This is a genomic window from Alteromonas lipotrueae (assembly GCF_019249255.1).
Lineage (GTDB): Bacteria > Pseudomonadota > Gammaproteobacteria > Enterobacterales > Alteromonadaceae > Alteromonas > Alteromonas lipotrueae.
Map to the genome: position 1 here is coordinate 49790 of NZ_JAESDJ010000020.1, position 14874 is coordinate 64663.

Sequence of the window (14874 nt, forward strand, 5' to 3'; positions counted from 1 at the left end):
CGTTATTTTAGGAAGGTGCTTATGTGCTTAGGACTTAGGGCTTACTACGAAGTGAAAGAAGTTGCTCGGGCATAAGTACAAAAGCCCTAACAAGACCCATCCCGTAGCCGGGCCCTTCATTATCAAGTTCTGAGGCTGGTAAGTAAAAATGCTGTGTCGCTTCTAAGCGGTATAAGGCTGAATCTACAATGTGCCATTGCCCGTCATGCCAAACTTCAGTCCATGCATGCCCAAACGCATTTACGCTATCGTTTTGCTCTACTATCACCGTACCAATTATAACCTTGGCTGACATGCCTAACGCGCGGGCTAACGCTGCCGTAAGCACCGCATACTCGGTACAATCACCACTGCGCTGGCTGGCAACAACCGACGCAATATTAAAACCGTGAATATAATTTGGATCAACAATATAGCTATCAACAAAGGCGGTAAGATGTTCTAGCTCAAAGGGGGCATCTGCGTAAGCTTGTTGATAGCTAGCAACAAATGCTTTTGTACTGGGCTCACTTAAATCCACAACAAAGCTATCTGCGCTGTGTTTATCTTGAACTGGTTTCATAAAACGAGGCATTGAAGATAAGGTAATCGATAAGCGATTATCACTCACCTGCTCAGCAGTCACACCGTCCCAATTTGCTAAGTTGATAGCCAGCTTATTTGAGTTTGATGATACCAACTCAAAATTAATCTGTTTTGAAAGTGGTAAAACCTGACCTTCAGCAAGCTCGATACCTATTTCAGCCATAGACGGCACAGACTGCGCACTTGCTGTATAAGTAAACGCAAAACCAAATAGTAGGCTAAACCCAATAGATAACCGAGTTGAAGACCGCATTACAGTGTGGGGGCTCCGTGGGAATGCATTAATACCAAGTCCATCTTAAGTCCGCCTTGTTGCATAATCCCCTTGCTAATGACGCCCTTTTTGTCAGACTGCATGGTCATTATCAATGGCCCCATATCTATTTTAAGGTTGCCACTAGGATTGTCTGCAACTTCGCTTATCACAACCTCGATGGCTGCCGTTGGGTCGGCATCTGCCGTCCACATATAAAAACTACCTGAGTTATTGTCTGAGTTAAGCAGATTGACCGATTCTAAATAGCTGCCGTAGCTGGATAGTAACCAGTCTTTATGAGCCAGTTCTATTTCTAAAGCTTTACCTTGCAACTCCCCTTTAACCTGCCAAGCGTCTTCAACGTAACTAATATCAAAGCTTGATGTCATCGTGCTGTTTTCAATGGTGTATTCGCTTGCGTTAATCAAAGAACCGTCTGGGTTACTCCACGAAAAAGCGACAGAATCTGAACGAGCAATAGAGGTTTCATCTACGGGGATCATAAATGCTGTCCCTACCACAATTTCAATATCACCATCGCTATCTTCTATATATTTTTCACGAGTGAAACCCATAGGGATATCGTTAATAAGAACCTGATAGGTAGAACGGTAAAACTCTGGGGAAGGTTGAGCGGCAGTAAATGCGCGTACGAACGACTTAAAAACGGCGACAAAGGCGCTTTGATAACCCATTTCATTATGGATGCAGACTTGCAAACTATTATCAGTTTCAGCAGATAAGCCTTTTAAAAGGCCAGAAACCTTTTCATCGCCCTCACCCACCGTATACAACGTATCGAGTGAGAGGTAAGGCGTTGCGTCTACCGCACCCACATCTATGGCATAGTTAAATTGACCAGATAGTTTTTTTTCATTTAAAGCTTCCACACCCGACAAGCTATATTCTGCAATTGAATATAGTGAGTTAGCCGGGCCATCGAATTCATTAAATGCGTAGCACTCTACTGGTGAATCAGTACCTATATCGATGGTGTAGTACCAAGTACCGTCAGAAGCGTCTTGTGCAGTCGCTTGCCCCAACACCGAACTATTTACCTGAAAATCAGCTATTTCAATAGGTGAAGTGTTAGTCACCTTGATATCTCTGGCCATTGCCTCTTTGAACCAGTCTGGGAAATCGTTAATGTTAACTAATTCAACAGCACTTACGTTAAACGCTAGTAAACTTGAGAAAGATAAAGAGGTAACAATACTGCCTAACTTCATAAATAGTCGTTCCTTGATATTTGTCACTGATTAAAAAAGCGCACTGGCTGCTCATACCATCGACAATACGTTTTTTATGCGAATATTTCTATATTCTTTTGTGCGTTCTACTTCGCGTTTTTCTTCATTCTTTTACTTTGCGCTTCACGTTTTTCATTTCGCTTTTCTTTTCTATCGTGCTTATCGGGCGTGAGCGAACCATCTTTAAACCGTTGCTTTCGCTTGGCGTTATCAGCGGCTTTCTTTGCTGCCGCTTCAGCTATTTCACGTTTTTCGACTTCAATCATCTCTGGGGTTTCTAGGGTTATTCTGCCTAATTTACCCGATTGTAGTTCGTTCAATAACACTTCACATATCTTATGAAGATTAACACGGCCGCCGGTCATAATGGCGCCGCGTTTTTTCGCCGCGGCTTCTAAAAACTCAATTTCAGTATCGGGAATGTCTTCAAGTTTATAATTCGCTTTTAACACATCTGGGTAAGCTTTAATAAGATAATCGGCAGCGTAAAACCCTACGTCATCATATTCCATGGCCGTGTTCTTCACTGCACCTGAAGAGGCTAAACGATATATGGAATTAGGATTTTCCAGTTTTGGCCATAACACCCCAGGCGTGTCGAAAAGCACAATACCATCACCTAAATTAATACGTTGCTGACTTTTTGTTACCGCTGGCTCGTTACCGGTTTTAGCAATAATACGGTCGGCCAAAATATTGATGAGGGTAGACTTCCCTACATTTGGAATGCCCGTGATCATGGCTTTTATCACTTTGTGCTGCACGTCTTTGTGTGCACAAATAGTTTTAATCAGCCCCATGACTTGTTTACTGCTAGCGGGGTTGTCGCTAGAGGTAGTAAGGGTTTTAACCCCGCGCTCAGACTCTAAATGCGCTTGCCACTGCGCTGTTATTTCAGGGTCAGCCAAGTCGTACTTGTTCAAAATTTTGATGCACGGCTTATCGCCTCGTAATTTTGCAATCTCTGGGTTTTCGCTTGAAAACGGTATGCGTGCATCAAGCACCTCAATCAGCACATCTACCTGACTAAGCGATTCCTTAATCTCTTTAAGGGCTTTGTGCATGTGCCCAGGAAACCATTGTAAGGCCACTGTTATTATCCTTTTCGGGTGTGATACCACGCTATTAGCACTTTGCCAATGCCTGGTGTGTTATCAAGCTAATGAGAAGCAAGCGCATAGCGCTTAACCGCATTAATATTTCAATAATATATAAACTGCAAATAGCAGCGCTAATGTGTGCATCTGAATAGCATTAGCAACAGGCTAACGGGACAACTCATAAACACACATATTCACGGCACTGGCCAAGTTAAGCGAATCTATTTTACCGCTACCGGCTATGGTGTATGCCTTCGCATTAAACGCAGAAAGTGCCGTTTTAGGAACGCCGCGGGCTTCATTACCAAATAAGTAGCAGTCGAAATCTGAAAACGACGGGGCGGTAACGGCTTCGCCTGCCATATCTAAATAGGCGAACCGGCTAAAGCGAGTTTGCAATGCATCTAGGCTCACGTCTAATTCAATAGGTACGTGAAAGATTGCCCCCATACTTGAACGCACCACTTTAGAATTAAAGGGGTCCACACTATTGGGGCTTAGTAGCAAGGAGAAATTATCAAACCAGGCTAGTGTTCTTAATATGGTGCCCAAATTTCCCGGATCTTGCACTTCGTGCAGATACACATAGCGCTGCTTATCTTTATGTCCAAGCGCTTGATTCGAATGTTTATCCGACACTTGCTCTAGAGTATTGGTCGCGCCAGCGGTAGAACTAGGTAATGGCACACAGGCAATAATACCTTGCGGTGTTTTAGTATCACTTAGCTGTGACATTTGCTTTTGGGTGACGTTTACTAGGGTAAACCCTGAGTCAAGCGCCCTCGCCTTTTGCTCAAAGTCATCGGTAATATAAAGCGTGATAGATTCAGCTGATGGAGCACTACTGTATGCATTGGCCCTCACAGCTTTTACTAATTCTAAAACTAGGTGTTCGCCTTCCACCAAATAAAAGCCAAATTGCCCACGGTATTTTTTCTGATGTAGCTTTTTAACATCATCAAGTTTCATCATATTATTTTTTCCGTTTTAGGAGGCGAAGCGCACAGGTGAATTATTGTTTATTTATCGTGGACGCTATTCGTGCTCAAGCAAGGCGAGTTTATCTGGTACACCATTCCATACATCGGCGTCTTCAGGCGGTGCTTTTAGCTCAATAATATTAGGCCACTTCGCTGCAAGCTCTTCGTTAATGGCCAAATAAGGCTTTTGCGCATCAGTGAGGTGCGTATCTTGAACAATGGCGTCGGCAGGACATTCAGGCACACAAAGCGCACAATCGATACATATAGCAGGATCTATGGCTAAAAAATTAGGTCCTTCAAAGAATGCATCCACTGGGCATACTGCTACACAGTCGGTGTATTTACAGTTTATGCAATTGTCTGTCACTACAAAGGTCATTTGCACCTACATGCTTGGGTTATTATTTCAGGGTGCCAAGTTTAAATTAGCCTGTGTAAAACTCAAATTTCTTTTTACTCTATTATTCTAGGGTAAATAAGCTAATTAACCCACTGCTTACCCGTTATTGCGGCTAGTATTAGTCTTGTTGCTGATTTACCATACGCGCGCCCTGACGGAGAGGCCGTCCGGCAAAGCCAAGAGTACCTATTATTATGTTGCGTTTAACCGATATTAAATTACCGCTAGATCACGATGAAGTTGCGATAGAAAACGCAATTTTGCATAAGCTTCAAATCACAAAATCGATGCTTCTTGAAACCACGGTATTTAAACGCGGTTACGATGCGCGCAATAATAGAGACATCCAACTTATTTACACCCTTGATGTAAAGGTAGAAAACGAAGCGTCGCTGCTCGAAAAATTTGCCAAAGATTCGAGCGTGCGGGTAACCCCTGATATGTGCTACAAGTTTGTGGCTACCGCTCCTGAAGAAGTAACCGACCGCCCAGTGGTAGTTGGCCTTGGGCCTTGTGGATTATTCGCTGCGCTTATTTTAGCCCAAATGGGTTTCAAACCTATTGTGCTTGAGCGAGGCAAAGCCGTTCGTGAGCGCACCAAAGACACCTTTGGTTTTTGGCGTAAACAACCATTGAACCCAGAGTCGAATGTACAATTTGGTGAAGGCGGTGCGGGTACATTTTCTGACGGCAAGCTATATAGTCAGGTGAAAGATCGCAAGCACTATGGCCGTAAGGTATTGAACGAATTTGTTGCTGCTGGCGCACCTGAAGAAATAATGTATGTGAGTAAGCCTCATATCGGTACATTCAAACTGGTGAGCATGGTAGAGAAAATGCGTGAGCAAATCATTTCACTAGGTGGTGAAATTCGTTTCAGCACACGTGTTGAAAGCTTAGATTTAGACAGCGCGAATTCAAAACCGGCCGATGCAGCAAGCACAGAATCAAAAAGCCATAAAATTAAAGGGCTATTCTTATCCGATGGCAGCTACCTACCCTGCACCAAAGTCATTATGGCAATAGGCCATAGCGCTCGAGACACTTTTCAGTCGCTTTATGACCAAGGTGTATACATAGAGGCCAAGCCTTTTTCCATTGGCTTTAGAATTGAACACGAGCAAAGCATGATCGACAGCTGTCGATTTGGTGAGAACGCTGGCAATCCTATTTTGGGCGCAGCCGATTACAAGCTCGTTCACCACTGTAGAAATGGCCGTACCGTATACAGCTTTTGTATGTGCCCTGGAGGTACTGTTGTGGCAGCTGCATCAGAGCCTGGCCGTGTAGTCACCAATGGTATGAGCCAATACTCTCGTCATGAACGAAATGCCAACAGCGCTATTGTGGTAGGTATTACGCCTGAAAAAGATTATCCAGAACACCCCTTGGCAGGCATAGATCTTCAGCGCAAATTGGAAGAGTTGGCATTTAAAGTGGGCGGTGAGAATTATCATGCTCCGGCTCAGCTTATTGGCGACTTTCTAGAAGGCAAGCCAAGTAAAGAATTAGGCGACGTTAAGCCCTCTTATACCCCAGGTATTACCCTGACTGATTTAAGTAAGGTTGTTCCCGACTTTGTTATCGAATCTATCCGCGAAGCCATTCCCGCATTCAATCGTCAAATCAAAGGCTTTGCTAAAGCTGACGGTATGCTCACAGGCGTTGAAACACGTACTTCATCACCTGTATGTATTAAACGTGATAAACAATACGAAAGCATCAATATTGAAGGCTTATACCCTGCTGGTGAAGGAGCCGGCTATGCTGGTGGTATTTGGTCTGCAGGTATTGATGGAATTCGCGTGGCAGAAGCGGTAGCACTGGCATTGGTGCCCTCCGATTCTACTAACTAGCACCCAGTCCCCAGCGTTGTTAATAGGGAGCCAAATACGGTCAGTTTTTATTGCTGACCGTTAGGGAGTCATTTAAGCAAGCCAAATAAACGCCATTTCTTTCGATACTGAGCCAGCGGAATTCTTACTACCCGCTCGCCAGTATCGCAAGGCTCGATTTTGGCATCCACCTGAACATTGTTAAGTTCAAGCGCTAACTGCTGGGCATATACTTCATCTACACCACTTACCAAGGTAAAACGCTCTAATGAACTAATGGCTTTAGCCATTTGAATCACTTTCGATAGCGGTAAATCAACCAGTGTGCGCAGCACTTTGAGTGCAGATACCGTATCAATATTGTTCCCACTTACAATGACTTTATACATAGTTGGCTCTATTCGTCTTCGGTTTCAGATTCTAGCATTTTAGTACTGCTTGAGCTGCTCGAGCTACCGCTGGCGCCTCCTCCAATGGCAAGCCCCCCCATACCAGCTAAGCCTATACCTGCTGCTCCTAATCCAATTTCACCAATCGTTGCTGCACCCGCTAAGGCAATAGGAACGGTTGCTAATCCAGCGGTAGATACTATTGCAATTCCAAGCCCTACCATAGCAATTCCAACGCCGATTTGCTCCCATTCATAGCCACCAGCCACTTGATTTAACTCTAATTCAGTAAGTTGTTTCATATCTTTGCTTTCCTTTTTAAGTATTCAATTAATTCGCTAGTGTTGTCTAGCAAGGAAAGCTTACTAACAGGAGAGAAAGTAAAATACTGATCTTCGGCTTAGTTATCGAGCAGTTTTAACCATTAATACCAAAAAGGGCCATTAGGCCCTTTCAATTATCTGCTTTGATTAAGCAATCAATTGTCACCCAACTGTTCTGCGGTCGCTCGCAAATTGTTGGCATTTTCAACGAACTGAGCTGCTACGGTCGTATCATCAAAGAGGTAATTAAAGTCGATATAATCGCCCTCTCCTTCGTCAGAAACGAAGACCGAGAATTCAGTAGTACTCAAAGCAAGATACACTCTACCATCAATATCTATGCTCCCATCATCGTTTAATACATAGCCGAAGCTGTCGTTTACTTCTGAGTAAGTGCTATCGGTGTAAATAACCACATTGCTGCCGTCAAACTGTAGATAAGTGGTGTTCCATTCACCGCTTTGCGAACTATCTACCAATACTAAGCTCTTATCTTTCAACGAATCAAACGACGCAACAGATGTGCCTTCTCTTAACACCGTTTCATAATCATCAGCCGCTTGCTGAGTTCCGAAAAACGGTACTGGCGCGCCTAAATGCGCGCCTATCGTGACGCCATCAGAAGACAACAGAAATGCTTGAAGCCCGTTGGGCGCTGCAACATCACTTGCTTGTAATAGAATACTGTTGTCTGCGGCAACTAGATAGCTCCCACTTTCACTGCCCTGCGGCAATCCTTCGAAGGTACGAACATAAGTATCATCTGCTTCTAGGCTCAACGCTATTGATGCATCGTCTACTGTGTACAACCCGTTTTGCTCAACACCATATAACGTTGTACCTAAGTAGTCTGAGGGCGCCACTAAATTGACAAACGCTTGAGGCGGCAGCGCGGGTAAATGTGGGTGCTCAGGCAGCGTTGCGGTTACAGGACGATTCGCCTGTTTCGACACGCGGCGGTTATCCTGAACAAAGTAGTCGACTATGCCATCGAAGCCGCCTCTACCATCTTGCTGACTGAAGTCGAACTCGTGCAGATTAGTAATATGGTAAGCATCGCCAACTTGAGCAAATATCGACCATGTACGACTGTTGTACAAATAGCAATCGGCTGATTCATTAAAACAACCGGGCCAACTATAATCGGTTGAACGGTAGCGATTTATTTGTAATTCTCCATTCGCTTCCACTGACCAATTCCCATACATTACCAAAATTTCTTCCGTAGTAATGTTACCGTCGCCGTTATTATCAGCAACTTCAATGGTGTACGCCTTTCCGTTTGGCCAAAGCTCCCACCAAAATTCATTGAGACTATCGCCATCAAAGGCGTAGGTGTATATACCTGGCACTGACGCCACGTCGAACTTATCTTCTGCGGTTACCGCACCGCCTGCGTCGACCTTAAATGACTCATTCTGCCCATCTGAGGAGATCCCGCTAACTGCATAAAGGTTATTGTCGCTTGAGTCGGTTAGTTGTACATAAGACAGCGTTGTTCCATCATCAAATGTAATGACGAGTTCGTTAATGTCAGGGTTCAACGCGTAAGGTTGCTTCATCCATGTAAAATCATTATCTACAACACGTGTACTACCCGTTCCGTCTTGGTTGAATTCGAACGTGTCTGAGGCCCAATTGTAGGTAAATAAATTACTGTCATCAGTATCAAATAGCGAAGAGGTGATAGGCAGTGATAGCGCTTTGTTATCGGCACTATCAATGGTAATTTCAATAGCATTATTTAACGCAATCGCAGTAACTTGCGTAGGGTCGCCAAGAATATTGTGAATATCTTCCAATTCACCATTGAGGTAATACTTTGAGTAGAGCAGCTTCATTTCAAATGTCACCACCCCATCTTGCTCATTTAGCGGCAAAAATGTCATTTCATGGTAAGCATATTCAACTTCAACTTGCTGAATAATCCCATCAAAGTTTAGATATTCATTTTGAGTAAAATGATACTCTCCATATTCAAACTCTAATGTTATTTCATTGTCATCACTAAATTTCTCAGCTTCAAACGTGCCTAAATAAGTACTGTAAGTTGCTGTCGTGTCACTGGTTAAGGTGAGCTTTTTACCTGGATCTGAAATGAGTGGGTTATAGTAATCAAGCAGGAAATAGGTAGTAGCCGATGCGTCTAAGTCACTCTCTACTAACTCTGGGTCTGCTATAATTTCTTCGTAGGCTGACTCATACGCTTCGGTATTTTCAACAGTCTCGATATAGGCAGCGGAAGCTTCTGGGTTTTGGACTAGTGCTAACGTGTCAGCTATACCGTCAGGCAACGCTAAACTAGCATCGTCGCCCGCTTTGTCTATCGCCACTTTTATCGCGGTTGCTAACGCGAACTTCTCTTGCTGTGAAACCCGAAGATTCAATGCCGCTAACGTTGCGTCATCAACGATGGGATCGCCGAGGTTTTCTCGCTGCATTAAGCCGGCGTTTGCAGTGGTAACGTTGGTCACATTCACGCCGAAAAAATCATCTTTGATCACCTCGCCGTCACCGTTAGAGGCTTCATTGAGCGCTTCAAACGAACCTAGCACTGACATAAGTTTCGCTTGCGTTTGCGACCCTACGCCACTGGCTACAATAGACACCATTTTATCCGTTGCATCATCATCTACATTCAATGTAACGGAATAACTTCCATCGCTACCAGCCGTCACTTCTTGTTGCTCATCGCCTACATTAATCACAAGGTTTGCATCAATAATAGGCGAATCAGTCACTAGCCCTACTAGGGTTAACGATTCACTTTTCTGAAGTACATTAACGCTAACCGTTTCGGTAGTCGTCTCACCTTCATCATCTTCTACGGTAAGGGCAAACGATAACGTTTCATCGCTGTCTACAGAAGGCGCGGTAAAAGAGAGCGTTGAGGTCGTTGTGCCACTTAGCTCAACATCTGTCCCCCCCGTTTGCACCCACAAATAGTTGGTAATTTCACCGTCGTCTTCAGCTACAGCGGCGATAGAGTGCGCCTCTTTTTCTTCCACTTCCTGGGCTGAGATTGTGATTATCGGTGATGCGTTGATGTGAGTAACGGTAACAGACACACTATCTGTGGCAGTTGCACCAGCATCATCAGTAACGTTAAGTTCGAACGTGAGTATTTCGGAAGGTTTCACATCTGGAGCCGTAAATTCAGCAGAAGCTTGGTCTGCATTTGTTAACGTGACCTCTACGCCTTCGGTTTGCACCCAGCTGTAGGATGCAATACTGCCGTCTTCATCTACACCACTGCCGACAAGTGTAACCTGGGTATTTTCGTCAACGGTGGCATCCTCGCCAGCTTGGGCGACGGGAAGACTATTAACCACTTCTTCATTGACCGCCTCTTCTTCGTTAACAACAACATCTTCTTTGTCATCGTCATTACAACCCGACAAGGCTAATACCAGTGATGCAGCAATAATGCTTTTCTTATAATTTGCTCTGATAAACATAAAACACTTCCTTATACTTTTATTGGTTAAACATTAAACTAAAAAAGCATAAACCTAATCCCCCGCTCCTTTCCTTCCTTAAATCGCGCAACTTGACCGCTAAACAGCTCAAAATTCATAAAGCGAAGCCGCGCAGAACCCAAAACATAATGTGAATAGTTAAAGCGAGAAAAATTTTAATTTTTTTGGAAAATGCCTGCGCATTTTCTTTCTACCTCGATAAGTGGGAAAGAAACACAATACCGCCACAGCCAATTTCGACAAGGTGAAGGGCAATGAAGGCGAGTGGGGCCAATGAGTCAGAACGAAAAATACGGTTCATGCTGAAATTTGAACAGCAGCTTAGCTGTGAAATGGATAGAAGGGCGTCAAGCCACGACATATGTGATATACGGGTAAGTGATATGGCCAATGCCCTGAATATGGACGTGTCGACCCTTAGGCGTTTATGCCAGAAACACTACGGAAAATCGCCTAAGGCTTGCATAGATAGATTGCGTATTGCAGAAGCAAGAAAGTTGCTTTTAGTGGGTGAAAGACCCTCCTCGATAGCCGATAAGCTGGGTTTCTATGAACACAAAACCTTCTCAGCCTTGTTCAAAAAATATGAAGGCGTGAGCCCCCTAATTTATACCCAAAACGATAATACGAAAGCTTTAGGGGCATACCGTTAGCAGGTTGTCGCTGCGCCTTCACACGGTCAAAAAGTAAGCCTGTTCTTAATGAGGATTAACCACCGTAAACCGTTCATCGGACACAGCCCAATAACCTGAATCACTTATAATAAGTATTTTGTAGGCATTCCCTTGACCATTAAATTGCGCAGGATCGAGCCCGTAGTTACCTATGTTCGGTGCCCTACTCGCCACTAAATACCAACGCCGTTTCAGCACAGTAGTCATCTGCGCGTTACGCCCGCTACCAATATTAATAGGGTTGTCGTGAAGTACATATATCGCCACGGCATCGCCTTTTAACGCAGCATTGTCCCACTCTATGGTATTGCGCTCACCCACATTATAAACCTCAGAAGCTTCAGGTTTACTCACAGCATCAACTAATAAACGGGGATTGATAGTATGGGTAATGCCGTTGTCTATCGCCGTGCCATTTTGTACACCAAATGAACCGTCGCTTAGTGACCAGTAGCCTTCATCTGACACCATCATTACCTTAAAGCCCTGACCACCATTTGCCATAAGAAAGAAGGGATCGATTTCTACTTCACCCGTATTAGGCACCTGCTTAGCAAACATCTGCCAGCGCAACCCTTGTATATTTTCAAATGAATCAAATGCTTTGGCTTCAAAATTTAACTTATGATTGATATACAAAGAAATGCTCTCGCCTTTAAGGGCCTCTTTATTCCACTTAAAGGTAAAAGGCGTACCCATCTTAAGGTTATCCCCGTGGGTTGGCGCGGTTACCCCAGTAACTCTTCGATTACTCACCACGCGATTTTGCCCCTCTAACATCATCATATGAAGCGTCTTAAAATCAGGTGTTATTAACACCTCTGGAGACAATATACTGGCAAGCGTTTCGCCATACTCTTTGCGTATGGGAAGCGAAGTAGACGTTGCTAACATTTCTTCCGCTTTTAGGGCCTCGCCTTTAACCGCATACGCGGAGGCCAACGCTAAATGTCTTTCAATATCATCGTTCTGAGTATGAGTGAGCCCATATTTAATCGCTAAATCAGTAAAGCCGGCGCGTAGAGCAGTATGAATAATATAAGCGGTATACTCGCCCAGGGTATCTTTTGCCGCCAGTGCATGAATATCGGCTTGCTTCACAGATAGGCCCAAACCAATCCCACTATTCACTGCCACTAACGACGAGAAAAATGAAATAGAGGCTGTTGAATTCTCGTCGGATACGCCATCATTATTTTTTAGTGTTTTTATTTCTGCTGGCTTGATAACCGATAGCGCGCTTGTGAAATCATTAACAAGATACAGGGCTATCGCTTGTTTCACCTTTAACCGAGAACAACGGGGGCCTTGCGCGCACAACGCAACCGCAGATTCAATAAAAGACACACTTTGAGCATACATTTTGCCGTAGGCATAATAGTTGTGTTGCTGCTCATAAACTTTTATTAATTGCTCCTCAAATAAGGGAGCAAGTGCAAGGTAAATACTTTGCTGCTTACTCAATAGAAACTCTACCAAAAGAGGGTCGTCTATTAGCGACGCGGTTTCTAATAAATATCCATATAATTGCGCGAGCTCTGGATTGGTTGCATTATAGGCTTGCTCACCCAACGCCAACGATGATTTCATTCGTGATGCGGCGCCATTCCTATCACCGGCTTTGGCTAGCACTAATGATTTCATACCTTCAAACCATGCTTTTTGGTGAGCCGGCATATCTGCTGGTAAGGGCTGCTCAACCCTATCAAGTAACTTGGCAGGCGCATGCTTAAGCAAAACTTCCCACTGAAATTTTTGCAATCTAAACTTGTCTTCCGGCAACATTTGTTTGTCGAAATTATTCAGAAGACGCGCTAAAGCATCTAACACTTGCGGCCTTTGTGTGCCAGCGTAGTCGACCTTAGCGTTAAGGAATTCGCTTTCAAACGTACTTGGTAAATAGTTATTATGTTTCGTAAGCCAGTGGGTGACGCTGCTTAAATCACCACGGTAATAGGCTATTTTTGCCTGCATCAATGCACCGCTGGCACCATCCGTATCCAATCGCTCAATAACGTACTTTGCTTTCTCTATATATCCTAAGTTCAATAGCGTTTGAGATAAGGTGGCAACAATTGATGCACGGGTTTCGCTATCGCTCAATGAGGTCGAAAATGCGATATCAACACCATGATTAATAAAGTCAGCGGCACTCAATGCGCCGCCCCCTTCTGATTGTGGTGAGTGCGCTAAAAATAACTCGTCGTAAAAGGAAAGCGTCTGCTGTGTTTTCCTCGATTCTTGAATTAGCGACTTATTTTGCATGAATAGCGCAGCAGCCCCTATCGCTAGCACACAAGGGATAATGACGGCCGATATTGCAGTAGTGGGCGAACGTTGAAACCATTTTTTGTAATAATATGACTTGCTACTTTTGAACCACTTAAGTGGCCTATTAGCGAATAAACATTCAAGTGCATCGTTAAATTGCTCCGCACTTTGAAAGCGATCCTTTGGGTCGGCAGATGTGGCTTTTTCAATTACTGCCTCAAATTCAGCATTGAGCATATGGTGCTGAAACATAAACGCCATTACTTTACCTAGCGCATATATGTCATCGGTTACTTTTGCCTGATTGCCACTTTGTTGTTGCGGACTGGCAAAATCGTTGCTGACGGCGGTTAACTGTTGGTTATCTGGATGGCTTAACGAGTGTGAAATACCAAAGTCGAGTAACTTTGGTTGGTTATGTTCATCTACGATTATATTCGACGGTTTAATATCAGCGTGAATAATGCCGCATTGATGTGCTTCAAACAGCGCACTACAAAGCTTCATTAATACTGAAAGGTAGGCGTTAGTAATGTGCGATAAATTCTGTTTATTTGCTAACGTCGCTTCAGACAATGGCGCACCATCAATGTATTCCATCACTAAATAAGGTACATCTTCTTCAGTGACATCGACGGTATAAATTTTCGCGATGTTAGGGTGGTTTAAATTGGCTAAATGCTGCGCTTCTTTTTGTATAAAGTTATCACCCGCTAAATCTGCAATTGATGCGTAAACAAACTTAACCGCGACTTTTTGTTCTATTAACCCATCATTTCGCTGACCTAAATACACCGCGCCCATTCCGCCTTCGCCAAGCTTTTGCTTCAGCAGATAAGGCCCCACTTGTTTACCTTCTAGGGACTTCGCGTGATTATCGTCACACAGCAAATCGGCTTGAGCCCCCACTAACTGAGTGAAGCCGCTTTGTTGTTTATTCGCATAATGGGCATTGATTAATGCCAGGGTTTCGCCAAATAGCGGGTCTTCTTTTGAACATAACTGCGACAAATTTTCTCGCATTTTAGCTTCGTCCAACCCAATAAGGTGCTGAAAAAAGAGTAAGGCATTTTCAAACTTCATGAATAGCTCTTTTGATTTATCTGAACAACAATATGGAGGGATGAACTAGGCGGCTTCGCACTGAACCCTAAGGTAAGCTTTTGCCGCCGACAATTCGTTGTAAACCGTAGACTCGCTTAAACTCAGTTGAGAGGTTATTTCTCCCACATTTTGCCCAAGATAATAGTGAAGAAGTGCAATTTGATAACAACGCTTAGATACATTTTCGAGTGACGATAAGGCATTGTCGAAGCTAAGGTATAAACC

The 14874-nt window shown here is 43.9% G+C and carries 12 protein-coding genes; 2 read left to right on the plus strand and 10 right to left on the minus strand.

The window, feature by feature from the left end:
- Window positions 1-34: 34 nt before the first annotated feature.
- The 5 genes from KYS23_RS18885 to fdxA form a co-directional block, all read right to left on the minus strand.
- Window positions 35-838 (minus strand): transglutaminase-like domain-containing protein, encoded by an 804-nt coding sequence (locus KYS23_RS18885; protein WP_218395962.1) that lies wholly within the window; start codon window positions 836-838, stop codon window positions 35-37.
- A complete protein-coding gene (locus tag KYS23_RS18890) occupies window positions 838-2070 on the minus strand; it encodes a hypothetical protein (RefSeq protein WP_159532314.1) in 1233 nt (410 codons plus the stop codon). Before KYS23_RS18890 ends, KYS23_RS18885 begins: the two co-directional genes overlap by 1 nt.
- A 107-nt stretch (window positions 2071-2177) precedes the next feature.
- On the minus strand, window positions 2178-3182 hold the full coding sequence (gene ylqF / locus KYS23_RS18895; RefSeq protein WP_159532316.1) for a ribosome biogenesis GTPase YlqF: 1005 nt from the start codon (window positions 3180-3182) through the stop codon (window positions 2178-2180).
- Between the two features lie 174 nt (window positions 3183-3356).
- Entirely contained in the window at window positions 3357-4160 is an 804-nt protein-coding gene (locus KYS23_RS18900; protein WP_218396066.1) for a TrmH family RNA methyltransferase, read from the minus strand.
- 66 nt (window positions 4161-4226) lie between these two features.
- Window positions 4227-4553 carry a ferredoxin FdxA gene (gene fdxA / locus KYS23_RS18905; RefSeq protein WP_013783175.1) on the minus strand — a complete coding sequence of 109 codons (327 nt, stop codon included), beginning with the start codon at window positions 4551-4553 and terminating at the stop codon, window positions 4227-4229.
- Between the two features lie 215 nt (window positions 4554-4768).
- On the opposite strand from fdxA, the gene KYS23_RS18910 reads away from it, so the two are divergent.
- The gene (locus KYS23_RS18910) at window positions 4769-6430 is read left to right on the plus strand and encodes an NAD(P)/FAD-dependent oxidoreductase (RefSeq protein WP_218395960.1); all 1662 of its coding nucleotides are present in this window, start codon (window positions 4769-4771) and stop codon (window positions 6428-6430) included.
- A 68-nt stretch (window positions 6431-6498) separates the two neighbouring features.
- On the opposite strand, the gene KYS23_RS18915 is transcribed toward KYS23_RS18910, so the two are convergent.
- From KYS23_RS18915 to KYS23_RS18925, 3 genes are all read right to left on the minus strand, one after another.
- Complete coding sequence (locus tag KYS23_RS18915) at window positions 6499-6798, minus strand: hypothetical protein (protein ID WP_159532320.1); 300 nt, start codon at window positions 6796-6798, stop codon at window positions 6499-6501.
- An 8-nt stretch (window positions 6799-6806) separates the two neighbouring features.
- The gene (locus tag KYS23_RS18920; RefSeq protein ID WP_159532323.1) at window positions 6807-7100 is read right to left on the minus strand and encodes a hypothetical protein; all 294 of its coding nucleotides are present in this window, start codon (window positions 7098-7100) and stop codon (window positions 6807-6809) included.
- 176 nt (window positions 7101-7276) lie between these two features.
- Window positions 7277-10579 (minus strand): PKD domain-containing protein, encoded by a 3303-nt coding sequence (locus tag KYS23_RS18925; RefSeq protein ID WP_218419781.1) that lies wholly within the window; start codon window positions 10577-10579, stop codon window positions 7277-7279.
- Window positions 10580-10854: 275 nt separating this feature from the next.
- On the opposite strand from KYS23_RS18925, the gene KYS23_RS18930 reads away from it, so the two are divergent.
- Window positions 10855-11253, plus strand: a complete 399-nt coding sequence (locus KYS23_RS18930; RefSeq protein WP_159532327.1) for a helix-turn-helix transcriptional regulator — start codon at window positions 10855-10857, stop codon at window positions 11251-11253.
- A 45-nt stretch (window positions 11254-11298) separates the two neighbouring features.
- On the opposite strand, the gene KYS23_RS18935 is transcribed toward KYS23_RS18930, so the two are convergent.
- A complete protein-coding gene (locus KYS23_RS18935; RefSeq protein WP_218419784.1) occupies window positions 11299-14628 on the minus strand; it encodes a serine/threonine-protein kinase in 3330 nt (1109 codons plus the stop codon).
- A gap of 45 nt (window positions 14629-14673) precedes the next feature.
- The coding region (locus tag KYS23_RS18940) for an ECF-type sigma factor (RefSeq protein WP_246604503.1) at window positions 14674-14874 on the minus strand (201 nt) is incomplete at its 5' end.